The 26,710-nt window shown below is 70.7% G+C and carries 22 protein-coding genes; 8 read left to right on the top strand and 14 right to left on the bottom strand.

Annotated elements, in window-relative coordinates:
* Positions 1-20 precede the first annotated feature (20 nt).
* Both sufB and EJG53_RS31435 read right to left on the bottom strand, forming a co-directional pair.
* On the bottom strand, positions 21-1,442 hold the full coding sequence (gene sufB, locus EJG53_RS31440) for a Fe-S cluster assembly protein SufB (protein WP_031007078.1): 1,422 nt from the start codon (positions 1,440-1,442) through the stop codon (positions 21-23).
* Complete coding sequence (locus tag EJG53_RS31435) at positions 1,439-2,287, bottom strand: helix-turn-helix transcriptional regulator (protein ID WP_125047781.1); 849 nt, start codon at positions 2,285-2,287, stop codon at positions 1,439-1,441. The genes sufB and EJG53_RS31435 overlap by 4 nt, the downstream gene beginning before the upstream one ends.
* A 360-nt stretch (positions 2,288-2,647) precedes the next feature.
* On the opposite strand from EJG53_RS31435, the gene EJG53_RS31430 reads away from it, so the two are divergent.
* The 3 genes from EJG53_RS31430 (at position 2,648) to EJG53_RS31420 (ending at position 5,540) form a co-directional block, all read left to right on the top strand.
* Positions 2,648-3,610, top strand: a complete 963-nt coding sequence (locus tag EJG53_RS31430; RefSeq protein ID WP_125047780.1) for an ABC transporter ATP-binding protein — start codon at positions 2,648-2,650, stop codon at positions 3,608-3,610.
* Positions 3,607-4,413: an ABC transporter permease gene (locus tag EJG53_RS31425; protein ID WP_125047779.1), complete on the top strand. Its 807-nt coding sequence runs from the start codon at positions 3,607-3,609 to the stop codon at positions 4,411-4,413. Before EJG53_RS31430 ends, EJG53_RS31425 begins: the two co-directional genes overlap by 4 nt.
* A gap of 98 nt (positions 4,414-4,511) precedes the next feature.
* Positions 4,512-5,540, top strand: coding sequence for a COX15/CtaA family protein (locus tag EJG53_RS31420; protein WP_125047778.1), 1,029 nt, complete (start codon positions 4,512-4,514; stop codon positions 5,538-5,540).
* On the opposite strand, the gene EJG53_RS31415 is transcribed toward EJG53_RS31420, so the two are convergent.
* The 3 genes from EJG53_RS31415 to EJG53_RS31405 all read right to left on the bottom strand — a co-directional run bounded on the left by EJG53_RS31415 (position 5,504) and on the right by EJG53_RS31405 (position 8,179).
* On the bottom strand, positions 5,504-6,559 hold the full coding sequence (locus EJG53_RS31415; protein ID WP_125047777.1) for an amidohydrolase: 1,056 nt from the start codon (positions 6,557-6,559) through the stop codon (positions 5,504-5,506). The genes EJG53_RS31420 and EJG53_RS31415 overlap by 37 nt on opposite strands.
* 139 nt (positions 6,560-6,698) lie before the next feature.
* Positions 6,699-7,082 carry a hypothetical protein gene (locus EJG53_RS31410; RefSeq protein WP_031007090.1) on the bottom strand — a complete coding sequence of 128 codons (384 nt, stop codon included), beginning with the start codon at positions 7,080-7,082 and terminating at the stop codon, positions 6,699-6,701.
* A gap of 146 nt (positions 7,083-7,228) precedes the next feature.
* On the bottom strand, positions 7,229-8,179 hold the full coding sequence (locus EJG53_RS31405; protein WP_125047776.1) for a heme o synthase: 951 nt from the start codon (positions 8,177-8,179) through the stop codon (positions 7,229-7,231).
* 520 nt (positions 8,180-8,699) lie between these two features.
* On the opposite strand from EJG53_RS31405, the gene tkt reads away from it, so the two are divergent.
* Genes tkt through pgl form a run of 5 tightly spaced genes read left to right on the top strand, consistent with a single transcriptional unit; the run spans position 8,700 to position 15,350 of the window.
* Complete coding sequence (gene tkt, locus EJG53_RS31400; protein WP_125047775.1) at positions 8,700-10,778, top strand: transketolase; 2,079 nt, start codon at positions 8,700-8,702, stop codon at positions 10,776-10,778.
* Positions 10,779-10,813: 35 nt separating this feature from the next.
* The gene (gene tal / locus EJG53_RS31395; protein WP_125047774.1) at positions 10,814-11,932 is read left to right on the top strand and encodes a transaldolase; all 1,119 of its coding nucleotides are present in this window, start codon (positions 10,814-10,816) and stop codon (positions 11,930-11,932) included.
* A gap of 6 nt (positions 11,933-11,938) precedes the next feature.
* Positions 11,939-13,462: a glucose-6-phosphate dehydrogenase gene (zwf, locus tag EJG53_RS31390; RefSeq protein WP_125047773.1), complete on the top strand. Its 1,524-nt coding sequence runs from the start codon at positions 11,939-11,941 to the stop codon at positions 13,460-13,462.
* Positions 13,459-14,571: a glucose-6-phosphate dehydrogenase assembly protein OpcA gene (opcA, locus tag EJG53_RS31385; protein ID WP_125047772.1), complete on the top strand. Its 1,113-nt coding sequence runs from the start codon at positions 13,459-13,461 to the stop codon at positions 14,569-14,571. Before zwf ends, opcA begins: the two co-directional genes overlap by 4 nt.
* Complete coding sequence (gene pgl / locus EJG53_RS31380; RefSeq protein ID WP_125047770.1) at positions 14,568-15,350, top strand: 6-phosphogluconolactonase; 783 nt, start codon at positions 14,568-14,570, stop codon at positions 15,348-15,350. The genes opcA and pgl overlap by 4 nt, the downstream gene beginning before the upstream one ends.
* Positions 15,351-16,250: 900 nt before the next feature.
* Here the strand turns inward: pgl and EJG53_RS31375 are convergent.
* From EJG53_RS31375 to EJG53_RS31335, 9 genes are all read right to left on the bottom strand, one after another.
* Positions 16,251-16,514, bottom strand: coding sequence for a hypothetical protein (locus tag EJG53_RS31375; protein WP_125047768.1), 264 nt, complete (start codon positions 16,512-16,514; stop codon positions 16,251-16,253).
* The gene (gene pgi / locus EJG53_RS31370) at positions 16,514-18,166 is read right to left on the bottom strand and encodes a glucose-6-phosphate isomerase (RefSeq protein WP_125049718.1); all 1,653 of its coding nucleotides are present in this window, start codon (positions 18,164-18,166) and stop codon (positions 16,514-16,516) included. Before pgi ends, EJG53_RS31375 begins: the two co-directional genes overlap by 1 nt.
* Before the next feature lie 214 nt (positions 18,167-18,380).
* Entirely contained in the window at positions 18,381-18,716 is a 336-nt protein-coding gene (locus tag EJG53_RS31365; RefSeq protein WP_003986538.1) for an RNA polymerase-binding protein RbpA, read from the bottom strand.
* Positions 18,717-18,873: 157 nt separating this feature from the next.
* The gene (secG, locus tag EJG53_RS31360; protein ID WP_003986537.1) at positions 18,874-19,110 is read right to left on the bottom strand and encodes a preprotein translocase subunit SecG; all 237 of its coding nucleotides are present in this window, start codon (positions 19,108-19,110) and stop codon (positions 18,874-18,876) included.
* Between the two features lie 133 nt (positions 19,111-19,243).
* Positions 19,244-20,020 (bottom strand): triose-phosphate isomerase, encoded by a 777-nt coding sequence (tpiA, locus tag EJG53_RS31355; RefSeq protein WP_031007116.1) that lies wholly within the window; start codon positions 20,018-20,020, stop codon positions 19,244-19,246.
* 6 nt (positions 20,021-20,026) lie between these two features.
* On the bottom strand, positions 20,027-21,238 hold the full coding sequence (locus tag EJG53_RS31350; protein ID WP_125047766.1) for a phosphoglycerate kinase: 1,212 nt from the start codon (positions 21,236-21,238) through the stop codon (positions 20,027-20,029).
* Between the two features lie 113 nt (positions 21,239-21,351).
* Positions 21,352-22,356: a type I glyceraldehyde-3-phosphate dehydrogenase gene (gene gap, locus EJG53_RS31345; RefSeq protein ID WP_125047764.1), complete on the bottom strand. Its 1,005-nt coding sequence runs from the start codon at positions 22,354-22,356 to the stop codon at positions 21,352-21,354.
* A 171-nt stretch (positions 22,357-22,527) separates the two neighbouring features.
* The gene (locus EJG53_RS31340) at positions 22,528-25,485 is read right to left on the bottom strand and encodes a M14 family metallopeptidase (RefSeq protein WP_125047763.1); all 2,958 of its coding nucleotides are present in this window, start codon (positions 25,483-25,485) and stop codon (positions 22,528-22,530) included.
* Positions 25,486-25,641: 156 nt separating this feature from the next.
* Entirely contained in the window at positions 25,642-26,508 is an 867-nt protein-coding gene (locus EJG53_RS31335) for a GNAT family N-acetyltransferase (protein ID WP_125047761.1), read from the bottom strand.
* Between the last annotated feature and the right edge of the window lie 202 nt (positions 26,509-26,710).

Raw genomic sequence — 26,710 nt, 5'->3', positions numbered from 1 at the left:
TAGCTGCGTGCGGGGTGGCGTCAGCCGACCGCGCCTTCCATCTGCAGCTCGATCAGCCGGTTCAGCTCCAGCGCGTACTCCATGGGCAGCTCGCGGGCGATCGGCTCGACGAAGCCGCGCACGATCATCGCCATCGCCTCGTCCTCGGACAGGCCGCGCGCCATCAGGTAGAAGAGCTGGTCGTCGCTGACCTTGGAGACGGTCGCCTCGTGGCCCATGGTGACGTCGTCCTCGCGGACGTCCACGTAGGGGTAGGTGTCCGAGCGCGAGATCGTGTCGACGAGCAGGGCGTCGCACAGCACGTTGGACTTGGAGCCCTCGGCGCCCTCACCGATCTCGATCAGACCGCGGTAGGAGGTACGGCCGCCGCCGCGCGCCACCGACTTGGAGACGATGTTGGAGGACGTACGGGGGGCCATGTGGACCATCTTGGCGCCCGCGTCCTGGTGCTGGCCCTCGCCCGCGAAGGCGATGGACAGGGTCTCGCCCTTGGCGTGCTCGCCCATCAGGTAGACGGCCGGGTACTTCATCGTCACCTTGGAGCCGATGTTGCCGTCGACCCACTCCATGGTCGCGCCCTCGTAGGCGACGGCGCGCTTGGTGACCAGGTTGTAGACGTTGTTCGACCAGTTCTGGATCGTCGTGTAGCGGCAGCGGCCGCCCTTCTTCACGATGATCTCGACGACCGCGGAGTGCAGCGAGTCGGACTTGTAGATCGGGGCCGTGCAGCCCTCGACGTAGTGGACGTAGGCGTCCTCGTCGACGATGATCAGCGTCCGCTCGAACTGACCCATGTTCTCGGTGTTGATGCGGAAGTACGCCTGGAGCGGGATGTCCACGTGCACGCCCTTGGGGACGTAGATGAACGAGCCGCCCGACCAGACCGCGGTGTTCAGCGAGGCGAACTTGTTGTCGCCGGCCGGGATCACCGTGCCGAAGTACTCCTTGAAGAGCTCCGGGTGCTCCTTGAGCGCGGTGTCGGTGTCCAGGAACAGGACGCCCTGCTGCTCCAGGTCCTCGCGGATCTGGTGGTAGACCACCTCGGACTCGTACTGCGCGGCGACACCCGCGACCAGCCGCTGCTTCTCCGCCTCGGGGATGCCCAGCTTGTCGTAGGTGTTCTTGATGTCCTCGGGCAGGTCCTCCCAGGAGGCGGCCTGCTGCTCCGTGGAACGCACGAAGTACTTGATGTTGTCGAAGTCGATGCCCGACAGGTCCGAGCCCCAGTTCGGCATGGGCTTCTTGTCGAAGAGCTTCAGACCCTTGAGGCGGAGCTTGAGCATCCACTCGGGCTCGTTCTTCTTGCCCGAGATGTCGCGGACGACCTCCTCGGACAGGCCGCGCTTGGCGGAAGCGCCGGCCACGTCGGAGTCGGCCCAGCCGTATTCGTACGTGCCCAGGCCCTCAAGCTCAGGGTGAGCAGTCTCCGTGGGGAGAGTCATGCGGGGTTCCTCCCGGCCGTGCTTGCAGAAGCATTGGTGGTCTTGGTGGTGCGGTGGGCGGTCTTGCCGACGGCCTCGCGGCCCTTCGGGACGAAGGTCGTGCAGACACCGTCGCCGTGGGCGATGGTGGCAAGACGTTGCACATGGGTCCCCAGCAGGCGGGAGAAGACCTCGGTCTCCGCCTCGCACAGCTGCGGGAACTGCTCGGCGACATGGGCGACCGGGCAGTGGTGCTGGCAGAGCTGCTCACCTAGCTGATGACTGGGCGCGCTGCGTGCCGTAGCAGCGTACCCGTCCGCGGTCAACGCCTCGGCAAGTGCCTGCGTACGTCCTTCGGGGGACGCGGACTCCACGCTCGCGCGGTAGCCCTCGGCCAGCGCGGCGAAGCGGGCGCGGGCGAACGCCGCGATCGCGGCCTCGCCCAGCTCGCCGCCGCCCGCGCTCTCCGCGATCCAGCGCAGCGCGTCGGCGGCGAGCTGGTCGTAGGACTGGTCGAAGGCATCCCGGCCGCAGTCGGTGAGCGCGAAGACCTTGGCCGGGCGACCGCGGGTGCGCGCGCCGTAGACGCGCTTCTCGCGGGGCTCGACCACGTTCTCCGCGACGAGGGTGTCGAGGTGGCGGCGGACGGCCGCCTGGGTCAGCTCCAGCCTGAGGGCCAGCTCGGCCGCGGTGGACGGACCGTGGTCGAGGATGGAACGCGCGACGCGGTTGCGCGTGCCCTGCTGTTCGTCGTGGTGCGGCGCGGCGCCGGAGGCGGACCGCGCTGCCCTCGCGGGCGCGGGGCGGTCCGGCCCGCCGGCCGGGCGGGCCGCGGTGCCTTCCTGTTCCTCGCTCGCGTATTTCACAACGCCATTGTTGCGTAATTCCTCAGGCCGAGACAACCCTCGGTGGGATCACGGACCGGTGGTCTCGATCACTTAGGGTCACCTAATTGCCGCATCGGTCCGGACCTCGTACGGGTGTACCGAAACCCCGGGTGAGCTGCTCTTTTGCCCGCTCCGGCGGGGGCCCGCGAGCCGCCCCGCACCCCCGTTCCGAGGTCCGGACGATCTACGCACCGCACCGGACCACTCCGCTCCCCCACCCGAAGGACTCCGCACTTTTTGTCGCGCGAGTCCGCCTTTTCCGGTTCCTGAAGCGGTGGGAGCCGGAACCTTTTCGCCCCCGCTCCGGCCGGCACCCCCGCGCTTCGTAGACTGCCGGTCATGCGCAGCGCCTCCTCCGGGGACACCCCCCGGACCCCCGGCCGTCCGCCTGCCGTCGAGGTCACCGGCCTGGTCAAGCGGTACGGGACCAAGACCGCGGTGGACGGCCTCGACCTCCGGGTCGAGGCGGGCTCGGTCACCGCCGTCCTCGGGCCCAACGGCGCCGGGAAGACCACCACCGTCGAGATCTGCGAGGGCTACCGCCGCCCCGACGCGGGCACCATCCGCGTCCTGGGCCTGGACCCGGTCGCCGACGCTGCGGCGCTACGCCCCCGTATCGGCGTGATGCTCCAGTCCGGCGGCGTCTACGCGGGCGCCCGGGCCGAAGAGATGCTGCGGCACACCGCCAGCCTGCACGCCCACCCCGTCGACGTGGACCTCCTCATGGACCGGCTGGGCCTGGGCGGCTGCGGCCGTACGAACTACCGGCGGCTCTCCGGCGGGCAGCAGCAACGGCTCGCGCTGGCCATGGCCGTCGTGGGCCGCCCCGAGCTGGTCTTCCTGGACGAGCCGACGGCCGGGCTGGACCCGCAGGCCCGGCACGCCACCTGGGACCTCGTACGGGAACTGCGCGCCGACGGCGTCAGCACCGTACTGACCACCCACTTCATGGACGAGGCCGAGCAGCTCGCCGACGACGTGGCGATCATCGACGGCGGCCGGGTGATCGCCCAGGGCAGCCCGGAGGAGCTGTGCAAGGGCGGCGCCGAGAACACCCTGCGCTTCACCGGACGGCCCGGCCTCGACCTGGGGGCGCTGCTCAAGGCGCTGCCCGCGGAGAGCGCCGCGGCCGAGCTGACGCCCGGCACGTACCGGGTGACCGGCACGATCGATCCGCAACTGCTGGCGACCGTCGCCTCCTGGTGCGCTCAGCACGGCGTGCTGCCGAACGCCATAGCGGTCGAGCGGCACACCCTGGAGGACGTCTTCCTCGAACTGACCGGCAAGGAGCTGCGTTCATGACCGCCACCGGCACGACGGACCGGGACGGCGCGGCCGGCGCCGCCGGCACCTTCGCCCCCCGGCCGGGCGCGGCGCCGCTGCCCCGGATGATCCGCGCGCAGGCTCTCCTCGAAACGAAGATGCTGCTGCGCAACGGCGAGCAGCTGCTGCTGACCGTCGTCATCCCGACGCTGCTGCTGGTGCTGTTCTCCGCCGTCGACATCGTCGACACGGGCGCGGGCAAGGCGGTCGACTTCCTGACGCCGGGCATCCTGGCGCTGGCCGTCATGTCCACCGCCTTCACCGGCCAGGCCATCGCGACCGGCTTCGAGCGCCGCTACGGCGTCCTGAAGCGGCTGGCCGCGTCGCCGCTGCCGCGCTGGGCGCTGATGACGGCGAAGACCTGCTCGGTGCTGGTGACCGAGATCCTCCAGATCGTGCTGCTGACGGTGATCGCGTTCGTGCTGGGCTGGTCCCCGCACGGCAATCCGCTGGCCGTGGTGCTGCTGCTCGTCCTCGGTACGGCGGCGTTCTCCGGGCTCGGCCTGCTGATGGCGGGCACCCTCAAGGCAGAGGCGACCCTGGCGGCGGCCAACCTCGTCTTCCTGCTGCTGCTGGTGGGCGGCGGTGTGATCGTGCCGCTGGACAAGTTCCCGGACGCGGCGCAGTCGGTGCTCGGCCTGCTGCCGATCTCCGCGCTGTCGGACGGCCTGCGGGACGTCCTCCAGCACGGCGCGGGCATGCCGTGGGCCGACCTCGGCATCCTGGCCGTGTGGGCGGTACTCGGGCTGGGCGCGGCGGCCAAGTTCTTCCGCTGGGAGTAGGCCGCCGGGTACGGGTGTGACCTGCGGGTACGTGATCGGCCCGCGCGTTGCCCACCCCCTCGTGAAACTTTGCACAAGCCGCCGCCTACGATGGCTGCGTGCCGAACACGTGGAACCCCTTTGAGCTGATCGCGCGCCGCTGGCAGCCGAGCGCCGCCTTCGTACGGCGGGCCGCGCTGGCCACCGTCGTGATGTCCGTCGTCATCGTCGTGACCGGCGGCGCCGTCCGGCTCACCCAGTCCGGGCTGGGCTGCTCGACCTGGCCCAAGTGCACCCCGGACAGCCTGACGCCGACCTCCGCGATGGGCATCAACGGCCTCATCGAGTTCGGCAACCGGCTGCTGACATACGTGCTGTGCGCGTTCATCGGCGTGTTCATCATCGCGGCCCGGGCGCGCGCGCCCCGGCGCCGCTCGCTCACCCGCCTCGGCTGGGCGATGTTCTGGATCGTCATGGGCAACGCCGTCTGGGGCGGCATCGTCGTCCTGACCGGCCTGAACCCGTACCTGGTCGCCGCGCACTTCCTCCTCACCACCGCCCTGCTCACGGTCTCCGTGCTGGCCTGGCGCCGCGCCGCCGAGGGCGACGAGGAGCCGCGCGACCTGGTCGCCCGCCCGGTGCGCCAGCTCGCCGGGCTGCTGGTCCTGGCGACCGGCGTCCTCACCGTCATCGGCACGGTCGTCACCGGCGCCGGGCCGCACGCGGGCGACGCCAAGAAGGTCCACCGCATCCCGGTGGACTGGCACGAGATCACCCAGTTGCACGTCGACTTCGTCTACATCGTCGTCGGCCTGTCCGTGGCCCTGTGGTTCACGCTGCGCGCCGTCAAGGCACCGGCCGCGCCGCGCCGCATGATGCTGGAGCTGTTCGGCTGCATCCTGCTCCAGGGCGTCATCGGTTACATCCAGTACTTCGCGGGCCTGCCGGAGATCGTCGTCGGCCTGCACATGCTGGTCTCGACGCTGGTGTGGATCTGCGTACTGCGGATCTACCTCGCGCTGCGCGACCGCGGTCCCGTACCGGCCGACTCCCCCGACGGCGTCGGCACCGCTCCGGCCGCGGGCGCCGAGGTGCCCGCTCCCGCCGAACCTCAGCCGGCCGCCGGCACCTCCGCCTCCAGCCGGTAGACGCGGCGCGCGGTCCCGGACGCGACCATGGCGGTGATCCGCTCCGCGTCCGCCCGCGCGCACATGCCCTCCTCCGTCCACTCCCGTACGACCCGCTCGACGGCCCGTACGAAGAAGCGCGCGCCCGTCACGTACAGCTCGGGCAGCGCCCGCGCCCCCGTGGAGAACAGCAGCTTGCCGAACGGGGCCTGCCTGAGCGTTTCCTCGGGGTCCGGCCCGGCGTCCGCATAGACGTGTGGATGGACGGCGGCCAGCTCCGCCGCGCGGCGGTGGTGCGGCGGCCGGGGCAGCAGCACCAGATCCGTACCGATACCGGTGGTGGCCTGCAAGAACCCCGCCAGCGGCAGCGGGTCGGGACCGTGCAGTTGTACGGGCACGCCGGTGGCGACCGCGCTCCACAGCAGGTGCCGCAGCAGCGACGGCTCGGCCAGCCGATCCCCCGGCCTGCGGCCCCGCAGCCACCGTTCGGCCGCCCGCCGCACCTCGCCCGCCTCGGGGGCGCGGCCCTCGCAGAAGGGGGCGCCGGAGGCGAAGGCGGTGGCGTCCTGGGCGGCGGCGTAGATCGCTTCGGCCGTGTAGCCGATGAAGGAGTCGACGCTGCCGGAGGTGTCCGCGATCTGCTCGGCGAGCGGTTCCAGCCGTACGACCTCGTGGGCGCGGGCCTCGGCGGCGGCCGCCAGCTCACCGGCCGTGGTCAGCTCGCTGGGGGCGCCGGTCTCCAGCAGGAACGTGCCGATGCCGGCGCCGCGCAGCAGCAGGCGGCTCGCGTGGAAGGTGCCCAGCTCCCGTCTGCGGGCGAGGTAGCGGGCGGGCGGGCAGTGCGCCTCCAGGCCGAGCAGCGGCGGGCACCAGCGGCGTACGCCGAGGCCGGTCCAACTGTCGAAGAAGGTGGTGCCGGCGGGTGCCGGGCCGTGGCCGCCGGAGGCGGCGGCCAGATGCGCCTCGAAGGCGCCGAGTCCCAGGTCCCCGTGGAGCGCGCCGTGGCTGTGCTGGTCCACGAGCGGTGGCAGTCGGTCCATCCGCCCCTCCTCGCCGAAGCCGTCGGAGCCGCAGGCGCCCGCGGCGCCGAAAGCCCACCCGGCGCGGCACGGACGCCGCCCCTGGTGGGCTCAACGGACGACGCGGTCGTCAGGTAGCGGGCCGGGCCCGGCCGCGGCTTCAGGGGTTGGCCGGGCCACCCACCTGGATGCCCGCCATCCGCGACCATTCGTACGGACCGGTGCGCACCTTGGCCGCGAGGTCGCCGTCGAAATCGTCGTGCAGGGTGACGCCGGCCCGCTCGGCCGCGGCCCGCGCGACGTCCTGTGTCCCGGCGACGAGGTTGCCCCACTGGCCGTCGGCGCCGACCAGCGCGATCCGGACGCTGCCGCGGGCGATGTGGGCGAGCTGGCCGTCGGCGCTGCCGCCGTGGGAGGCGGCGAAGGCCGCGATCTCCTTGGCCAGCCGGGCGGTCCGCCGCTCGGCCCGCTTGTCCGTCCGGCCCGGCGCGGGCTGCCCGCCGGCCTGCTCGTCCACCGCGTCCGCCTGCTGTGTGTCTGCCATGGACAGGATGCTACCCGCCGGTAATCGGCGACGGAAGGGCCGTCCGGGGCGACGGAAGAGCCGTCCGGGGCACCGCGCACACGCCGCGGGCCCGCCACGAACGGATCGTGACGGGCCCGGCGGAGAACTCTCGGCGGAAGCTGCCCTTACCGCAGGAACGGGTCCACGGCGATGGCGACGAACAGCAGCGACACATAGGTGATCGACCAGTGGAACAGCCGCATCTCCTTCAGCTTGGGCCCGGTGATCCCGGCCTTGGCGCGGGCCTGGAGGGCGTGCGCCTCCTTCAGCCAGAAGGCGCCGCAGAGCACCGCCACCACCGTGTAGAACCAGCCGGTGTAGCCGAGCGGCTGGAGCAGCAGCGACACCAGGACCATCACCCAGCTATATGCCACGATCTGCCGCGCCACGGCCTTGTTGCCCGCGATGACCGGCAGCATCGGCACGCCGACCCGCTCGTAGTCGTCCTTGGCCTTCATGGACAGCGGCCAGTAGTGCGGCGGCGTCCAGAAGAAGATGACGAGGAAGAGGACGGCCGAGGCCCAGGAGACGGTGTTGGTCACCGCGGACCAGCCGATGAAGACCGGCATGCAGCCCGCGATGCCGCCCCAGACGATGTTCTGCGCGGTACGCCGCTTGAGGATCATCGTGTAGACGACGACGTAGAAGAGCAGGGCCCCGAGCGACAGCATCGCCGACAGCGGGTTGACCAGGAACCAGAACCAGGCGGTCGAGCCGACGGCCAGTGCGGTCGCGAAGACCAGGCACTCGCGGGGGGAGACCATTCCGGTGACCAGGGGCCGCTGCGAGGTGCGGTCCATCAGGGCGTCGATGTCGCGGTCGATGTACATGTTGTACGCGGCCGCGCCGCCGGCGGAGAGATAGCCGCCCACGCAGGTGGCCAGCACCAGCCAGAGGTCGGGCACCCCGCCGGCCGCCAGGAACATCACCGGCACCGTCGTCATGAGCAGCAGCTCGATGACGCGCGGCTTGGTCAGTGCCACGAACGCCTTGACGCGGGCCCCGAACGGACGGTGACCTGAACCCTGCGGGCTCGTAGTGAGCACCCCCGCAGGACGGGATTCGACGGCCGTCACGCACACCCCTGGAAGTAACATCAGCGGCTTGCGCCGCGAAGATAAGGCCAGCAAGCGTTCCCGGCCGTGAAGACCCGGTTGAAGCTTGCGCGTACCACGCCACTTTAGACGTTGGCCATACGACGGCCTTCGCGGGGGTGGGGTCGTGTTGAGGGGGTACCGGGGCCACCGGGGCCCTGCCCCCGGCGGGTTCCGGCGTGTGCGGTGCCCCGGTTCCGCGCGCCCGCCCGGGCCCCGCCGCCGCTTCGCACGGGCGCGCCTCCGCGGATGCCCCGCCCGCCGTTCACGCCGTTCAGGAGGCGAAGGCGGGCACCGCCCGGCAGTCTGGAGTGGTGGCCGTCTCGTCCGGGGCGGGAATGCCCGGAGTCCTCAATTGGTTGCCTAAGGCGTCGAGTTTTCCCGGGGTGAGCTGCCGACGCTCCGTCGAAAAGACGGCCGTAGCTGCAGGGGTAGGCTCGACAACGCCCGGCGGACAAACCGTCCCCGGCATTCGACATGTGGAGAGGAGCCCTGACTCAGGGTGAGCACCAAGCCGACCACCACAGATTTCGAGTGGACCGACCTGGACCAGCGGGCCGTCGATACCGTCCGCGTCCTGGCCATGGATTCCGTGCAGAAGGTCGGTAACGGCCATCCGGGTACCGCCATGAGCCTCGCGCCGGCCGCTTACGTTCTCTTCCAGAAGCTGATGCGGCACGACCCGGCGGACGCGAAGTGGACCGGCCGCGACCGGTTCGTCCTCTCCGCGGGCCACTCCAGCCTGACCCTCTACATCCAGCTCTACCTGGCCGGCTACGGCCTGGAGCTGGACGACCTGAAGTCCTTCCGCACCTGGGGCTCCAAGACCCCCGGCCACCCGGAGTACGGCCACACGGTCGGCGTGGAGACCACCACCGGCCCGCTCGGCCAGGGTGTCGCCAACGCCGTGGGCATGGCCATGGCCGCCCGCTACGAGCGCGGCCTGTTCGACCCCGAGGCCGCCCCCGGCACCTCGCCGTTCGACCACACCGTCTGGGTCATCGCCGGTGACGGCTGCCTCCAGGAGGGCGTCTCGGCCGAGGCCTCCTCGCTCGCGGGCCACCAGAAGCTCGGCAACCTCGTCCTGCTGTGGGACGACAACCACATCTCCATCGAGGGCGACACCGAGACCGCGATCTCCGAGGACACCCTCAAGCGCTACGAGTCCTACGGCTGGCACGTCCAGCGCGTCGAGCAGCTCCCCAGCGGCGACCTCGACCCGGTCGGCCTGGCCAAGGCGCTGAAGGCGGCCCAGGAGGAGACCGAGCGTCCCTCCTTCATCGCGGCCCGCTCGATCATCGCCTGGCCCGCCCCGAACGCCCAGAACACCGAGGCCGCGCACGGCTCCGCGCTGGGTGCCGAAGAGGTCGCGGCCACCAAGAAGGTGCTGGGCTTCGACCCGGAGCAGTCCTTCGAGGTCTCCGACGAGGTCATCGAGCACACCCGCGCCGCCTGGAAGCGCGGCAGCGAGGCGCACGCCGAGTGGGACAAGCAGCTCGCCGCCTGGCGCGAGGCCAACCCGGAGCGCGCCGCCATGTTCGACCGCATCCAGGCGGGCGAGCTGCCGGACGGCTGGGAGAAGGCGCTGCCCGCCTTCGAGACCGGCAAGGGCGTCGCCACCCGCGCCGCCTCCGGCAAGGTCCTCCAGGCGCTGGGCGCGGTCGTGCCCGAGCTGTGGGGCGGCTCCGCCGACCTCGCCGGCTCGAACAACACCACGATCGACAAGAACTCGTCGTTCCTGCCCGAGGGCAACCCGCTGCCCGAGGCCAGCCCGTACGGCCGCACGGTCCACTACGGCATCCGCGAGCACGCCATGGGCTCGACCATGAACGGCATCGCGCTGCACGGCAACACCCGCATCTACGGCGGCACCTTCCTGGTGTTCTCCGACTACATGCGCCCCGCCGTCCGGCTCGCCGCGCTCATGCAGCTTCCGGTGACCTACGTGTGGACGCACGACTCCATCGGTCTCGGCGAGGACGGCCCGACCCACCAGCCGGTCGAGCACCTGTCCGCGCTGCGCGCCATCCCGGGCCTGAACATCGTCCGCCCGGCCGACGCCAACGAGACCGCCACCGCCTGGGCCGAGATCCTGCGCCGCCACCAGAGCAAGCCGGCACCGCACGGCCTCGCGCTCACCCGCCAGGGCGTACCGACGTACGAGGCGAACCCGGCCGCGGCCAAGGGCGGCTACGTGCTGTTCGAGGCCGAGGGCGGCGAGCCGCAGGTCATCCTGATCGGCACCGGCTCCGAGGTGCAGCTCGCCGTCGAGGCGCGCGAGGCGCTGCAGGCCGAGGGCATTCCGACGCGTGTCGTCTCGATGCCGTCGGTCGAGTGGTTCGAGGAGCAGGACCAGGGGTACCGCGACAGCGTGCTGCTGCCGACGGTCAAGGCCCGGGTCGCGGTCGAGGCCGGCATCGGTCTGACCTGGCACCGCTACGTGGGCACCCAGGGCCGCATCGTCTCGCTGGAGCACTTCGGTGCCTCGGCGGACGCCAAGGTCCTGTTCCACGAGTTCGGCTTCACCGCCGACGCGGTCGCCACGGCGGCCAGGGAATCCCTCGCAGCGGCCCAGCGCTGACGCCCGTACACGATCAAGTAGGAGATGCAAACCCCATGACAGACGCACTCAAGCGCCTCTCCGACGAAGGCGTCGCGATCTGGCTGGACGACCTGTCCCGCAAGCGGATCACGTCCGGCAACCTGGCCGAGCTCATCGACCAGCAGCATGTCGTCGGTGTCACCACCAACCCGTCGATCTTCCAGAAGGCCATCTCGCAGGGCGACGGGTACGACACCCAGCTTACCGACCTCGCGGCCCGCAAGGTGACCGTCGAGGAAGCCATCCGGATGATCACCACGGCGGACGTCCGGGACGCGGCCGACATCCTGCGCCCGGTCTTCGACGCCACCGACGGCCAGGACGGCCGGGTCTCCATCGAGGTCGACCCGCGCCTGGCGCACAACACCCGCGCCACCGTCGCCGAGGCCAAGCAACTGGCCTGGCTGGTGGACCGCCCCAACGCGCTGATCAAGATCCCGGCCACCAAGGCGGGTCTCCCGGCGATCACCGAGACGATCGCCCGGGGCATCAGCGTCAACGTCACGCTGATCTTCTCGCTGGAGCGCTACCGCGAGGTGATGGACGCGTACCTGGAGGGTCTGGAGAAGGCCAAGGCCGCCGGCCTGGACCTGTCCAAGATCCACTCGGTGGCGTCCTTCTTCGTGTCCCGCGTGGACACCGAGACCGACAAGCGCCTGGACGCGATCGGCACCGACGAGGCCAAGGCCCTCAAGGGCAAGGCCGCCGTCGCCAACGCCCGGCTGGCCTACCAGGCGTACGAGGAGGTCTTCTCCTCGGACCGCTGGAACGCGCTGGACAAGGCGCACGCCAACAAGCAGCGTCCGCTGTGGGCCTCGACCGGCGTCAAGGACCCGTCGCTCAAGGACACCATGTACGTCGAGGAGCTGGTGGCGCCGAACACGGTCAACACCATGCCCGAGGCCACCCTGGAGGCCACCGCCGACCACGGCGAGATCTCCGGTGACAAGGTGCGCGGCAGCTACGAGCAGGCGCAGGCCGACCTCGACGCGCTGGCGAAGATCGGCATCTCGTACGACGACGTCGTGCAGGTGCTGGAGGACGAGGGCGTCGAGAAGTTCGAGGCGTCCTGGAACGACCTGCTCAAGTCCACTGAGGCGGAGCTCAAGCGCCTCGCTCCTTCGGAGGGCTGACCCACCTTGTCCAGCAGCAATCCGCTGCGTGACGCCGCGGACCGACGGCTCCCGCGTATCGCGGGGCCGTCGGGCCTGGTCATCTTCGGCGTCACGGGCGATTTGTCCCGTAAAAAGCTGATGCCTGCCGTCTACGACCTGGCGAACCGCGGGCTGCTGCCGCCGGGCTTCTCCCTCATCGGCTTCGCCCGCCGCGAGTGGGAGCACCAGGACTTCGCGCAGGAGGTGTACGAGGCCGTCAAACAGCACTCCCGTACGCCGTTCCGCGAAGAGGTCTGGCAGCAGCTCGTCCAGGGCTGCCGGTTCGTCCAGGGCAACTTCGACGACGACGAGGCCTTCGAGACCCTCAAGGACACCATCGAGGAACTCGACAAGGCCCAGGGCACCGGCGGCAACTTCGCCTTCTACCTGTCCGTGCCGCCGAAGTTCTTCCCCACCGTCGTCCAGCAGCTCAAGAAGCACGGCCTGGCCGACCAGCAGGGCGACTCCTGGCGCCGCGCCGTCATCGAGAAGCCCTTCGGGCACGACCTGGCCAGCGCCAAGGAACTGAACCGCATCGTCCACGAGGTCTTCCCGCCCGAGTCGGTCTTCCGGATCGACCACTACCTGGGCAAGGAGACGGTCCAGAACATCCTGGCGCTGCGCTTCGCCAACACCCTCTTCGAGCCGCTCTGGAACCGGTCGTACGTCGACCACATCCAGATCACCATGGCCGAGGACATCGGCATCGGCGGCCGCGCCGGCTACTACGACGGCATCGGCGCCGCCCGTGACGTCATCCAGAACCACCTCCTCCAGTTGCTCGCGCTGACCGCCATGGAGGAGCCCGCCTCCTTCGACGCGGACGCGCTGGTCGCCGAGAAGACCAAGGTGCTCGGTGCCGTACGGCTCCCCGCCGACCTGGGCAAGGAGACCGTGCGCGCCCAGTACGCGGCCGGCTGGCAGGGCGGCGAGAAGGTCGTCGGCTACCTGGAGGAAGAGGGCATCGACCCGAACTCCCGCACCGACACCTACGCCGCGATCAAGCTGGAGGTCGACAACCGCCGCTGGGCGGGCGTCCCCTTCTACCTGCGCACCGGAAAGCGTCTGGGCCGCCGCGTCACGGAGATCGCGGTCGTCTTCCAGCGCGCGCCGCACTCCCCCTTCGACCACACCGCCACCGAAGAACTGGGCGCCAACGCCCTGGTCATCCGCGTCCAGCCGGACGAGGGCGTGACCATGCGCTTCGGGTCGAAGGTGCCCGGCACCTCCATGGAGGTACGGGACGTCTCGATGGACTTCGCGTACGGCGAGTCCTTCACCGAGTCCAGCCCGGAGGCGTACGAGCGCCTGATCCTGGACGTCCTGCTCGGTGACGCCAACCTCTTCCCGCGCGTCGAGGAGGTCGAGCAGTCCTGGCGGATTCTCGACCCGATCGAGGAGTACTGGGACCAGCACGGCAAGCCCGCGCAGTACCCGGCCGGGACCTGGGGACCGGACGAGGCGGACGAAATGCTCGCACGAGACGGACGGAGCTGGCGTCGGCCATGAAGATCGACCTGACGGAAACCACGGCCAGCAAGGTCAACAAGGCGCTGGTCCAGGGCCGTCGTACCATCGGCACCCCCGCCATCGGCATGGTGCTCACCCTCGTCATCGTCACCGACGAGGAGAACGCCTACGACGCCCTGAAGGCCGCCAACGAGGCGTCCCGCGAGCACCCCTCGCGCACCCTCGTCGTCATCAAGCGCGTCAGCCGGTCGCCCCGCGACCGCGCCAAGGCCCGCCTGGACGCCGAGGTCCGCGTCGGCGCGGACGCCGGTACGGGTGAGACGGTCGTGCTGCGGCTCTACGGCGAGGCCATCAACCACGCCCAGTCCGTGGTCCTGCCGCTGCTCCTGCCGGACGCGCCGGTCGTCGTGTGGTGGCCGGTCAACGCCCCGGTGGACGCGGCACGCGACCCGCTCGGCGCGCTCGCCCAGCGGCGCGTCACCGACATGTACACCGCCGAGAACCCGATCCGGGAACTGGCCGAGCGCGCCGACGCGTACTCGCCCGGCGACACGGACCTGTCCTGGACCCGCATCACGCCCTGGCGCTCGATGCTGGCCGCGGCGCTCGACCAGTTGCCCTGCAAGGTGGCCGAGGTCGAGGTCGAGGGCGAGGAGTTCAACCCCAGCGTCGAACTCCTCGGCATGTGGCTCGCCGACCGGCTGGGCGTCCCCGTACGGCGGCTGCTCTCGGCCGGTCCCGGCCTGACGGCCGTCCGGATGGAGACCGACTGCGGCCCGGTCGCGCTGGACCGCGCGGACGGCTCGCTGGCCACGCTCGCCATGCAGGGCCAGCCGGACCGCAACGTCGCGCTCAAGCGGCGCGAGACCGCGGAACTCCTGGCGGAGGAGCTGCGGCGGCTCGACCCGGACGACACGTACGCCTCGACGCTGAAGTACGGCGTCGACCGGCTCGGTGAGCCGCAGCGGGCCCAGACGCCGCTGGCGGCGAAGGCGGCCGAGTCCGCCGACGAACCGGCCGACGCGGCGGAAGCGACGGAGACAGCGGACGCCAAGTCCGAGTCCTCGGAAGCCTCCGCGCCCAAGGCCAAGGCCCCCGCCAAGAAGCCCGCCTCCAAGAAGGCGGCCTCGAAGGCGGCCTCCGAGTGAGCGCGCCGCAGGTCGTCGTCCACCGCGACAAGGAGCTGATGGCCAAGGCCGCGGCGGCCCGGCTGATCACGAAGATCGTGGACGCCCAGGCCGCCCGCGGCTCCGCCTCCGTCGTCCTGACGGGCGGCCGCAACGGCAACGGGCTGCTCGCGGCCCTCGCCGAGGCGCCCGCCCGGGACGCGGTGGACTGGGGCCGGCTGGACCTGTGGTGGGGCGACGAGCGGTTCCTCCCGGACGGCGACCCGGAGCGCAACTACACGCAGGCCCGCGAGGCCCTGCTGGACAGCGTTCCGGTGGACCCGGCCCGGGTGCACGTGATGGCCCCGTCCAACGGCCCGTACGGCAACGACGCGGACGCCGCGGCGGAGGCGTACGCGGTCGAGCTGGGCGCCGCGGCGGGCCCCGAGGACCACGGTCCCGTCCCGTCCTTCGACGTCCTGCTGCTGGGCGTCGGTCCGGACACCCACGTCGCGTCGCTCTTCCCCGAGCTGCCCGCCGTACGGGAGACGGAACGCCCGGTCGTCGCCGTCCACGGCGCCCCCAAGCCCCCGCCCACCCGCCTCTCCCTCACCCTGCCCGCGATCCGCGCGGCACGGGAGGTCTGGCTGCTCGCGGCGGGCGAGGACAAGGCGAAGGCCGCGGCGATGGCGCTCTCCGGCGCCGGGGAGATCCAGGCCCCGGCAGCGGGCGCGTACGGCCGCAGCCGCACCCTGTGGCTCCTCGACGAGGCGGCCGCCTCGCAGTTGCCGCGCGGGCTGTATCCGCCGGCATCGGCCTGACACCGCCGTACGAAGAACGACGGACGGCCCCGTTCCCGGGTGGGAGCGGGGCCGTTCCGCGTGGTGTCCAACTGAGCAAGGGGTTTCGGCGCCTGGTGGCGGGCCGGGCACCGTAGCCGACGAATGCCCGTACCGGGCGGCGCCTCCCGTACCCGTCTACGGGACCGGGCTTCCAGACTTCGTCCTCCAGCCCGCCCCCTTCCGTCGTACGGCGATCGACGGCCGGTGGGGGCAGGTGTCGCCCCACCCCGTTCGTGTCAGCCGAACACGTACGGGAGGGTGCGGGACCGTAGGACGAAGTCTGGAGGGCCCGGGCCCGCTCCACTGCCGACCTGCCCGCCGTCCGACGGAGTTTCGCCGCCCGACGGCGGGTAGGGCACTGTGGCCGACTGGCAGGCAGCACCGGGCGGCGCTCGCTGTACCCGTCTACGGGACCGGCCCTCCAGACTTCGTCCTACGGGCCGCCCCCTCCCGTCGTACGGCGACCGACAGCCGGTAGGGGCAGGCGTCCGCCCACCCCGTTCGTGTCAGCCGAACACGTACGGGAGGGTGCGGGACCGTAGGACGAAGTCTGGAGGGCCCGGGCCCGCTCCACTGCCGACCTGCCCGCCGTCCGACGGAGTTTCGCCGCCCGACGGCGGGTAGGGCACTGTGGCCGACTGGCAGGCAGCACCGGGCGGCGCTCGCTGTACCCGTCTACGGGACCGGCCCTCCAGACTCCGTCCTACGGGCCGCCCCCTCCCGCCGTACGGCGACCATCGACCGGTGGGGGCAGGCGTCCCCCACCCCGTACGTGTCAGCCGAACGCGTACAGGAGGGTGCGGGACCGTAGGACGAAGTCTGGAGGGCCCGGGCCCGCGCCCCCAGACCGGAAAGCCGACCCGCAAACGGGTCAGCCCGTCACGACCGCCGCTCCTGCTCCTGCCGGACCATCGCGTTCGCAAGGTGCCCGGGGGCCTGGAGATCGCCGACGGCGACGCCCTCCACCTGTGTGTCGTGGGTGTCGTACCGGCCCAGTCCGTGTTCCTTGTCGCCCTGTACGGCTTCGAGGTGACGGACCGCCACGTCGCGCTGCTCCGACTCCGGGAGGCTCTGGAGCCAGGCCCGGTTCTCCGGGGTGAGGAGGTCCAGGAAGCTCGCCAGGACGTCCTCGTCCGCCGCCATCAGCGGCCCCGCATCGCGCGGTACGTGGCCACCAGGGACTTCGTCGAGGCGTCCAGGCCCTCGACCTCCGCGCCCTCGGTCAGCGCGGGCTCGACCCGCTTCGCGAGGACCTTGCCGAGTTCGACGCCCCACTGGTCGAAGGAGTCGATGTTCCAGATGGCGCCCTGGACGAAGACCTTGTGCTCGTACAGGGCGATGAGCTGGCCGAGGACGGAGGGGGACAGCTCCTCGGCGAGGATCGTGGTGGTGGGGCGGTTGCCCTGGAAGGTCTTGTGCGGGACCAGTTCCTCGGGGACGCCCTCGGCCCGTACCTCGTCGGGGGTCTTGCCGAAGGCCAGCGCCTGGCCCTGGGCGAAGAGGTTGGCCATCAGCAGGTCGTGCTGGGCCACCAGGCCGGGGTGGAGGTCCTCGACGGGCTTGGCGAAGCCGATGAGGTCGGCGGGGATGAGCTTCGTGCCCTGGTGGAGGAGCTGGTAGTACGCGTGCTGGCCGTTGGTGCCGGGGGTGCCCCAGACGACCGGGCCGGTCTGCCAGTGCACCGGGTTGCCCTCGCGGTCCACGGACTTGCCGTTGGACTCCATGTCCAGTTGCTGGAGGTATGCGGTGAACTTGGAGAGGTAGTGGCTGTACGGCAGCACCGCGTGCGACTGGGCGTCCCAGAAGTTGCCGTACCAGACGCCCAGGAGGCCGAGCAGGAGCGGGACGTTCTCCTCGGCGGGGGCGCACCGGAAGTGCTCGTCGACGAGGTGGAAACCGGCCAGCATCTCGCGGAACCGCTCCGGGCCGATCGCGATCATGAGCGAGAGGCCGATGGCGGAGTCGTAGGAGTAGCGGCCGCCGACCCAGTCCCAGAACTCGAACATGTTGTCGGTGTCGATGCCGAAGTCCGCGACCTTCTCCGCGTTGGTCGACAGCGCGACGAAGTGCTTGGCCACCGCGTCCTCGCCGGCCCGCAGGCCGGTCAGCAGCCAGTTGCGGGCGGAGGTGGCGTTGGTGATCGTCTCGATGGTGGTGAAGGTCTTCGAGGCGACGATGAAGAGGGTTTCCGCGGGGTCGAGGTCGCGGACGGCCTCGTGCAGGTCCGCGCCGTCCACGTTGGAGACGAAGCGGAACTGCATGTCGCGGTGGGTGTAGGCGCGCAGCGCCTCGTACGCCATCGCCGGGCCCAGGTCGGAGCCGCCGATGCCGATGTTGACGACCGTCTTGATGCGCTTGCCCGTGTGGCCCTTCCACTCGCCGGAGCGCACCCGGTCGGTGAAGATCTGCATCTTGCGCAGCACCGCGTGCACGGCGGGGGTGACGTTCTCGCCGTCGACCTCGATGGTGGCGGACTCGGGAGCACGCAGCGCGGTGTGCAGCACGGCCCGGTTCTCGGTGACGTTGATCTTCTCGCCGCGGAACATCGCGTCCCGCAGCTCCGCGACGCCCCGGGCCTCGGCCAGCTCGCGCAGCAGGCGCAGCGTCTCGTCGGTGACCAGGTGCTTGGAGTAGTCCAGGTGCAGGTCGCCGACCTTGAGGGTGTAGCGTCCGGCGCGCTCCGGGTCCTGGTCGAACAGCTCGCGCAGCCGCACCTCCCCGAGCTGCTCCCGGTGCTTGTTCAGCGCGGTCCACTCAGGCGTCTGGTCGAGCCTGGTGCGGCCTTCTGCGTTCATCTCGGACATCAGCCTTCTTCTTCTCGTACCGGCCCCGCCGTCTCCCAACCTAATTGATCAGGGAGCGGGATGAGGTGTCCCCCCGCTGTCGGCCGCCCCGGCGAACCGTTTCAGCACCTCCGTCGGTACCCTCGCGACCGGCCCGGTACGCGGACGGCCCGGCCGGGAGGGGGCGTTCCCTCCGGCCGGGCCGGTCGTGGTGTGTGCTGGTCCGTCAGATCTCTCCGCGGAGCTTGGCGAGGGCCTCGGCGAGGATCGCCTCACCGTCGGCGTCGCTGCGGCGCTCCCGGACGTACGCGAGGTGCGTCTTGTACGGTTCGGTGCGCGGCGGGTCCGGCGGGTTGTCCCGGTCCTTGCCTGCCGGGAAGCCGCAGCGCGGGCAGTCCCAGGTGTCAGGAATCTGCGCGTCGCCGGCGAAGCTGGGCTGAGTCTCGTGCCCGTTCGAGCACCAGAAGGAGATGCGGATGCGCGGCGCGGACTCGCCTCGCTCGGCCTCCCCCATCGGCCCCGCCCCGACCCGACTTCCTCGGATCGCGTTGCCACTTGCCACGGTTGTAACTCCCTGCGTAATGGTGCTGCGAAGCATCGAACAGCAGTCGCGCTGCGAGCGCCCCAGTCTACGTAAGGCCCAACGCGCGTCCAGTGACAGGAGTTACACCCCCACCGAGGACGCCGCCTTCATGATAGGCCGCGTCCTCGACAGTTCGTCAGCTGTCCAGCTTCATCAGGACGCCGAGCACGACGATGCAGGCGAACCAGAGCAGGGCGATCACGATCGTGATGCGGTCCAGGTTGCGCTCGGCGACGGAGGAACCGCCGACCGAGGACTGCATGCCGCCGCCGAACATGTCGGACAGGCCGCCGCCCTTCCCCTTGTGCATGAGCACCAGCATCATCAGCAGCAGGCTGAAGACGATGAGGGCTACCGAGAACCCGATGACCACGGCTGGACCAACTCTCTAGGACTGACGGACGGGACGTACCGAAGAAGATCGAATGGTACGGGGCCGGGCGGCGCACATGGCACCGGACCCGGCCCCGACAGGGTACGACGGGCCTGGCCCGTCGTCATAGCTGCTACTGGTCGCGGAACCGGACGATCTTGACGAACTCGTCCACGTCCAGCGCCGCGCCGCCGACCAGGGCGCCGTCCACGTCCGGCTGCGCCATGATCGCGGCGACATTGCCGGACTTGACCGAGCCGCCGTACTGGATACGGACCTTGTCGGCCAGCTCCTGGCTGTACAGCTCGGCGAGCCGGCCGCGGATCGCGCCGCAGACCTCCTGCGCGTCCTCGGGCGTGGCGACCTCGCCGGTGCCGATGGCCCACACGGGCTCGTAGGCGATGACGATGGTCTCGGCCTGCTCGGCCGGGACGTCCTTCAGGCCGCCGTCGACCTGGGCGAGGGTGTGCGCGACCTGGTTGCCGGCCTTGCGGACGTCCAGGCCCTCGCCGACGCACAGGATCGGGGTGATGCCGTGCTTGAAGGCGGCCTTGACCTTGGCGTTGCAGATCTCTTCGTTCTCGCCGTGGTACTGGCGGCGCTCGCTGTGCCCGACGGCCACGTAGCTGCACTTGAGCTTGGCCAGCATGCCGCCGGAGATCTCGCCGGTGTACGCGCCGGAGTCGTGCGCCGAGAGGTCCTGGGCGCCGTACTTGATCTTCAGCTTGTCGCCGTCGACCAGCGTCTGCACCGAACGCAGGTCGGTGAAGGGCGGCAGGACCGCGACCTCGGTGGCCTCGTAGTCCTTGTCGGCGAGTGCGAAGGCGAGCTTCTGGACGTGCGCGATGGCCTCGAGGTGGTTGAGGTTCATCTTCCAGTTGCCCGCCATCAGCGGGGTACGGTCAGTCACGGTTCTTCAGTCCTCCAGAGCGGCAAGGCCGGGGAGCGTCTTGCCTTCGAGGTATTCGAGGCTGGCGCCGCCGCCGGTCGAGATGTGGCCGAAAGCATTCTCGTCGAAGCCGAGCGAGCGCACCGCGGCGGCCGAGTCGCCGCCGCCGACGACGGTGAAGCCGTCGCAGTTCAGCAGGGCCCGCGCGATGGCGGTGGTGCCACCGGCGTAGTCCGGGTGCTCGGCGACGCCGACCGGGCCGTTCCAGAAGACGGTCTCGGCGTCGGCGATCTTCGAGGCGAACAGCTCCCGGGTCTTCGGGCCGATGTCCAGACCCTCCTTGTCGGAGGGGATCCGGTCGGCGTCGACCGTGACGTAGTCCGCCGGGGCCTTCGTCTTCAGGTCGGGGAAGTCGGCCGAGGCCAGGATGTCGACCGGCAGGACCAGCTCGACGCCGTTCTTCTCGGCGCGCTCCATGTACTCGGTGACGGTCGGGATCTGGTCCTCCTGGAGGAGGGAGATGCCGACCTCGTAGCCCTTGGCCTTGAGGAAGGTGTACGCCATGCCGCCGCCGATCAGCAGCCGGTCGGCCTTGCCGAGCAGCTCGTCGATGACGGCGAGCTTGTCGGAGACCTTGGCGCCGCCGAGCACGACCACGTACGGGCGCTTGACGTCCTCGGTGAGCTTCTTCAGGACGGTGACCTCGGCGGCGATCAGGTCGCCCGCGGCGTGCGGCAGGCGGGCCGGCAGGTCGTAGACGGAGGCGTGCTTGCGGTGCACGGCGCCGAAGCCGTCGCCGACGTACACGTCCGCGAGGGCCGCGAGCTGGTCCGCGAAGGCGCCGCGCTCGGCGTCGTCCTTGCTGGTCTCGCCCGGGTTGAAGCGCAGGTTCTCCAGGACGGCGACCTCGCCCTCGCCGAGGCCCTCGACGACGGAGCGGGCGGACTCGCCGACCGTGTCGGTGGCGAAGGCGACCTCGCGGCCGATCAGCTCACCCAGCCGCTCGGCGGCGGGCCGCAGCGAGAAGGCCGGGTCCGGGGCGCCCTTGGGACGGCCCAGGTGGGAGGCGACGATCACCTTGGCGCCGAGCTGCGCGAGCTTGGCGATCGTCGGCTGCACGGCGCGGATGCGGCCGTCGTCGGTGATGGTGGTGCCGTCCAGCGGCACATTGAGGTCCGCGCGGACGAAGACCCGCTTGCCGGACAGCCCTTCCTGGGCGAGATCGTCGATCGTCTTCATGCGAAGTGACTCCGTTGCGTAGGTCGGTCATGGGAGGGGGCCCGTACGGCGCTCGGTGCGCCCTACGAGCCCCTTCCGCACATCTACGTGCCCTGGCCTAGATCAGGCAGGTGTCAGAGCTGGCCGCCGACGAAGGTGGTCAGGTCCACCAGGCGGTTGGAGTAGCCCCACTCGTTGTCGTACCAGCCGATGACCTTGACGCTCTTGCCCTGCGCCATCGTCAGGGAGGAGTCGAAGGTGCAGGAGGCCGGCCAGTTGACGATGTCCGAGGAGACGATCGGGTCCTCGGTGTACTCCAGGATGCCCTTGAGCTGGCCCTCGGACGCCTTCTGGAAGGCCGCGTTGATCTCGTCCTTGGTGACCTCGCGCTCCAGCTCGATGACCAGGTCGGTCACGGAGCCGGTGGGGACCGGGACGCGCATGGCGATGCCGTCCAGCTTGCCCTCGAGCTGCGGGAGGACCAGCGCGGTGGCCTTGGCGGCACCGGTCGTGGTCGGGATGATGTTCTCCGCGGCGGCGCGGGCGCGGCGCAGGTCCGAGTGCGGGAAGTCCAGGATGCGCTGGTCGTTGGTGTACGCGTGGACCGTCGTCATCAGGCCCTTGACGATGCCGAAGTTCTCGTCGAGAACCTTGGCCATCGGCGCCACACAGTTGGTGGTGCAGGAGGCGTTGGAGATGACGTGGTGGTTGGCCGCGTCGTACTTGTCCTGGTTGACGCCCATCACGATCGTGATGTCCTCGCCCTTGGCGGGCGCGGAGATCAGGACCTTCTTGGCACCGGCCTGGATGTGCTTCTCGGCGTCGGCCTTCTTGGTGAAGATGCCGGTCGACTCGATGACGATGTCGGCGCCCAGCTCGCCCCAGGGCAGGTTGGCGGGGTCGCGCTCGGCCATCGTCTTGAAGGTCTGGTCGCCGACCGTGATGGTGTCGTCGGTGTGGCTGACGTCCTGCTTCAGACGACCCAGGATGGTGTCGTACTTCAGCAGGTGAACCAGGGTGGCGTTGTCGGTCAGGTCGTTGACACCGACGATCTCGATGTCCGCACCCTGCTCCAGGAGCGCGCGGAAGTAGTTGCGACCAATGCGGCCGAATCCGTTGATGCCTACGCGGATCGTCACGAACCGATCTCCTCGTTGGTGCGCCGGTGCAGTACCGGCGAGCTGTATGGGATGTCCCCGACCGCCTCCGACCCTACCCCCAATACGAGACGTACGTGACATTGACAGGGGCGGTCCGGGCCCACTCTGGGGCCACGGGCCGCCCTGTTCGCCGAGAGAGGACGGGCGAGGTCAGCCGCCGAGGGCCTTGAGGGCCGCGCCGGTCAGTTCCGCCCGTTCCGTGGCGGTCTGTACGTGCTCCAGGCCGAAGCCCAGCAGAACGGTGTTCCGGGTGGTCACCGCCCCGGCGGCCCGGAACAGCTCCTTGGACCGGGCCCAGTCGCCCGTGGCGGGCGGGCTGCCCGCCGGCGGCCCGGGGACGGTCCAGGGCCCGAGCGAGGCCTCGAAGCCCTCCAGCGGCTCGCCGCCGGTGCCGGTGGTGAGCCTGGTGTTGTCCACGAAGACGCCGCGGCCGCCGGTGCTGGGGTCGGTGATGTAGGAGATCGCCAGCTCGACGCGCTGCCCGGCATAGGCGGACAGGTCGACGGTGACCGGCCGCCAGCCGTCCGAGGCGCCGGTGAAGCGGTTCCACGCTCCGGTGGTGCCGGTGTTGCGGCAGTCGGTGCCGGTGCGGGTCAGGTAGTGCTGGAGGAAGGGGTGCGCGGCCAGGTAGAAGCCGGCCCCGCACTCGGCGGGCACGTCGGTGCGGGTGCCGCCGTTCGCGTCGGGCAGCGTCGTCCAGTCGTCCTTGCCCACGGTGTGCGCCTCGACGACGGCGTTGTCGTACCCCTCCTCGGTGTCGTGGCTGAGCATGAACCGGAGGGTGGGCCGGTCGGCCGCGGTGACGCCGGTCAGGTCGACGGTCCGGGACAGCCGCATCCAGGAGGTGTCGCGGTGCCGGGCGGCGGCGAACCAGTCGCCCTCGTACGGCTGGAACGGTGTCCGTACTCCCGGGTAATCACCGGCCGCGGCACTGGCGAACTGGGGGAACGTGGCCGGCGGCAGTTCGTCGGAGATCACCGAGTGGGCGCCGGCGGAATCCAGCGGGTTGCCCGGCGCGTCGCCGAGCTTCACCTGCGTGCCGGCCAGCTTGCCGGCGCCCTTGAAGGCGGGCGGGTTCTTGACGGGGACGCGGCTGCCGGCGCCCAGGTAGTACTGGCTGAAGTCGTCGGTCACGGCCCGGCCGACCACGGCGCTGCCGCCTGCCTGCTCCCCCGCGGTGAGCAGCTTGCCGCCCTCGTTGAGGTAGTCGCGTACGGCCAGCAGGGTGGCGCCGCCCGGACGGCCCGCTCCGGTGTACCAGACGACGTTGTCGAAGTGGCTCAGGACACCGAGCGCGTCCGGGGCGCCCTGCCGGGCGACGTCCCAGACCGCGGCGCGGTGGCCGTTGGCGGCGAGGGCCTTGGTGTACGCGGCGGTGTGCTGCGCGGGAGTGGTGCCGCCCTCCTCGGCGAGGACGAGGGTGTCGGCGCGCGGCCGCTCGGCGACGGTGTAGGTGAAAGGTTCACTCTTGGTGGCCTTGCCGTCGCGGGTACGGCCGGAGAACCACACCTCTACCTTGTCCCCGGGATCGGCCCCTTCCACGGACGCCCGGTACTGGTCGAAGTGCAGATTGTCCTCGCCCCCGTAGGTCTCGCCGCCCTTCCACGCCTCCAGCTCCTCCGTGTGCCGGCGGCCGCCGTTGACGCGGTAGTTGAGCTCCTTGTCGCGTACGGACTTGCGCGCGGTGACGGCGACTTCCTGGTCCTCGCCGCGGGCGTAGGAGGTGGTGAAGGCGTGCGGGGTGAAGTCCGGTGCCGTCATGCCCACGGACGAGACGGGCTGGTCAGGACGCCGCGCGCTCTCGGCGACGGAGAGTGCGAAGGGGATGTTCTTCGCGAACTCCGCCTGGATGAGCTTCTCGGAGTCGGGGAAGTTGAACACGGACTGGCAGTCGGCGGCGTTCCACTCGTCGTTCGGGTCGGCGTCGGAAGCGGTCTGACAGGTCGACATCTCCGGGGTGAACATGGGAATGCCGTTGACGTTGGACGCGTGGCCGTCGGCCTCACCGTTGGTGATGTACAACTCGGAGGAGACCTGCGGGCGGTAGCCGGGGATCGCCGGCTTCTCGGGCGTACCTGCCAGCGCCCGGTAGAGGACGTCGTCCGGAGTGGGCGTGGCCACCTGCCAGCCGACGCCGTACAGGATCAGCTCGGCGGCGGAGTGGTAGTTGATGGCGTAGCGGAAACCGATGCGCTTCTCGAAGGCGTCCAGCGCCTTGGTCTCGGGCTCGGAGGCGGCGGCCGGGCCGCGGTAGGTCTCGCCCGCCGGGTTCGGGGACGAACCCTCGTTGTCGTAACCCCACTTGTAGGAGAAATTGCGGTTGAGGTCGACGCCGTCGCCGGGGGTGATCTTGCCGTCGCCGTTGTTGTCGCGCAGGTTCTTGCGCCACAGGCGGTTCTGCGGGCTCTCGAAGGTGTAGTCGTACCCGTCCGGGTTGGCGGAGAGCAGGAACCACAGCTCGGTGGTGTCGAGGATCCTGGTCAGCCGCGGGTCCTTGCCGTACCCGGCCAGGTAGTACTGCATCAGCCGCCGGGTCATCTCGGGAGTGATCCACTCCCGGGCGTGCTGGTTGGACGCGTACAGCACCGCGGGCTTGGCGCCGTCCGCGGTCTTCTCGGCGTTCTTGGTGAGCTTCAGGGCCAGGATGTCGCGGCCCTTGACGGTCTTGCCGATGCTGACGACCTTGGCGAGGTCGCGGTGGTACCGCGCGGTGTCGATCATCTCCTTCATCAGGCCGTTGGCACCCGTGTACGGGCGGAAGACCCCGTCACCCTGAGCCTTGAGCTTGCGCTGCGTCTCCGCCGGAACGATCTTGCGCGTCAGCTCCACACCCTGTCGGCGCAGCCCGGCGGCCTGCTCGGCGGAGAGGTACACCTCGACCTTCGCCTTGCCGCTGCCCGGCACCTGCGCGCTCAGCTCGTGGCCGTCCACCCCCGCCTTGAGCAGCAGCGGTACCTGCGCCTTGGTGACCTCGGCCGTCCACACCCCGACAGCGTCCCGGCCCGCCGCGTCGTCCGCCCGCGCCTGCGCCTGCGCGGCGGGCACCGCCACCACCCCTCCCAGCAGCAACGCGGCTGCCGCGAGTAAGGATCTCGCCCTGCGTCTCATGAGCCCCCCTTGCCGTCGTCCTTCTCGTGAATAGGCGTTCGACAGACTGGTGACGCTGCATGATCATGTCAATACAGGGCGTGGTGAATGGCGGATGTCTGACCAAGAACCTCTCGGAGACGTGGCCCTCCGGTGAACCACCGACCCCCGCGCACTTCACAGGAAGTGCCCGTCGGCCAGGTAGGGCGCCGGGACGGGCATACCACGGACCGCGATGTACCCCTCCTGACCGATGGCGAGCCCGGCGGCAAGACCGACGTCGACCGCCCACTCGTTGGGGGTGGTGACGCAGTTGACGAGGGTGCTCCCGTCCGACGCGGCGAGCGCCTCCCACAACAGCCGCTGCGCGGTGTCGGTACGCCCGGCCGCCAGCAGCGCGGCCCGCCCCCAGCCGTCGATGTAGACGTACCCCGGCCTGGTCCGGTCCCCGGACACGACCAGCCGGTGCGAGGCGAGCAGGCGGCCATGATCGGGGCCGTGCCCGGCCCCCCGCAGCTCCCGGTCCAGCCGGTCCATCCACGGGAAGTCCTCCGCCCCGCCCTCCCGGAGGCCGTCGACGGCTGGCAGGGCGGACCGGTCGACGGTGCCGACCATGCGCATCTGCGGGTGGAGCGAGAACCCGGCGAGCCGGTACCGGCGGGTGGCGCCGGGGTGGACACTCGACGAGAAGATGCCGGGGCGCCCGTCGGCGTGCGCGAGAACGGCGTCCAGCAGGCGCTTGCCGATGCCCCGCCGCTGGTGGCCGGGCAGCACCCCGTACGTGGCGAGGTACCACAGCGACTCGCGATTCTGCGAGACGGCAAAGCCCACCACGTGGTCCGCGCCCGCGTCCAGTTCCACCGCGACCAGGCAGCCGCCCGGGTCCGTGCCCAGGTAGTAGCGCATCCGGTCGATCCACTGCCGACCAGCCGCGGCGGACCGCAACTCCGGCTCCGGGTCACTGACCCTGCGGTCCCGCCGGTCGGCATCGAGAAACGTCAGCGCCGAGGCCCGCTCCGCCGCCGGCAGATCGTCTTCGCGCATCGGTCTGATCCGTAACGCGTCCATCGCCCCAGGCTAGGGAGCGGCCGGTCCGGGGCGCATGCGTATTTCCGGGGCGGAGCGGGCGGCTTACGCGGCGTGGGTGGGGGGACTCCTGCCCCCACCGGCCGTCCGTCACCGTACGACGGGAGGGAGCGGACCGTAGGACGAAGTCTGGAGGTCCGGGCCCGCGTCCGGGAACAGC

The organism is Streptomyces chrestomyceticus JCM 4735 (genome assembly GCF_003865135.1).
Taxonomy (GTDB): Bacteria; Actinomycetota; Actinomycetes; order Streptomycetales; family Streptomycetaceae; genus Streptomyces; species Streptomyces chrestomyceticus.
This window is presented reverse-complemented; position numbering and strand designations above follow the sequence as displayed.

Coding starts and splice junctions, on each gene's coding strand:
- EJG53_RS31430 (WP_125047780.1), top strand. CDS start 2,648: ATGCGCAGCGCCTCCTCCGGGGACACCCCCCGGACCCCCGGCCGTCCG.
- opcA (WP_125047772.1), top strand. CDS start 13,459: ATGAAGATCGACCTGACGGAAACCACGGCCAGCAAGGTCAACAAGGCG.
- EJG53_RS31375 (WP_125047768.1), bottom strand. CDS start 16,514: ATGGCGGCGGACGAGGACGTCCTGGCGAGCTTCCTGGACCTCCTCACC.
- EJG53_RS31415 (WP_125047777.1), bottom strand. CDS start 6,559: ATGGACCGACTGCCACCGCTCGTGGACCAGCACAGCCACGGCGCGCTC.
- EJG53_RS31425 (WP_125047779.1), top strand. CDS start 3,607: ATGACCGCCACCGGCACGACGGACCGGGACGGCGCGGCCGGCGCCGCC.
- pgi (WP_125049718.1), bottom strand. CDS start 18,166: ATGAACGCAGAAGGCCGCACCAGGCTCGACCAGACGCCTGAGTGGACC.
- EJG53_RS31335 (WP_125047761.1), bottom strand. CDS start 26,508: ATGCGCGAAGACGATCTGCCGGCGGCGGAGCGGGCCTCGGCGCTGACG.
- tal (WP_125047774.1), top strand. CDS start 10,814: ATGACAGACGCACTCAAGCGCCTCTCCGACGAAGGCGTCGCGATCTGG.
- EJG53_RS31340 (WP_125047763.1), bottom strand. CDS start 25,485: ATGAGACGCAGGGCGAGATCCTTACTCGCGGCAGCCGCGTTGCTGCTG.
- EJG53_RS31410 (WP_031007090.1), bottom strand. CDS start 7,082: ATGGCAGACACACAGCAGGCGGACGCGGTGGACGAGCAGGCCGGCGGG.
- sufB (WP_031007078.1), bottom strand. CDS start 1,442: ATGACTCTCCCCACGGAGACTGCTCACCCTGAGCTTGAGGGCCTGGGC.
- EJG53_RS31350 (WP_125047766.1), bottom strand. CDS start 21,238: ATGAAGACGATCGACGATCTCGCCCAGGAAGGGCTGTCCGGCAAGCGG.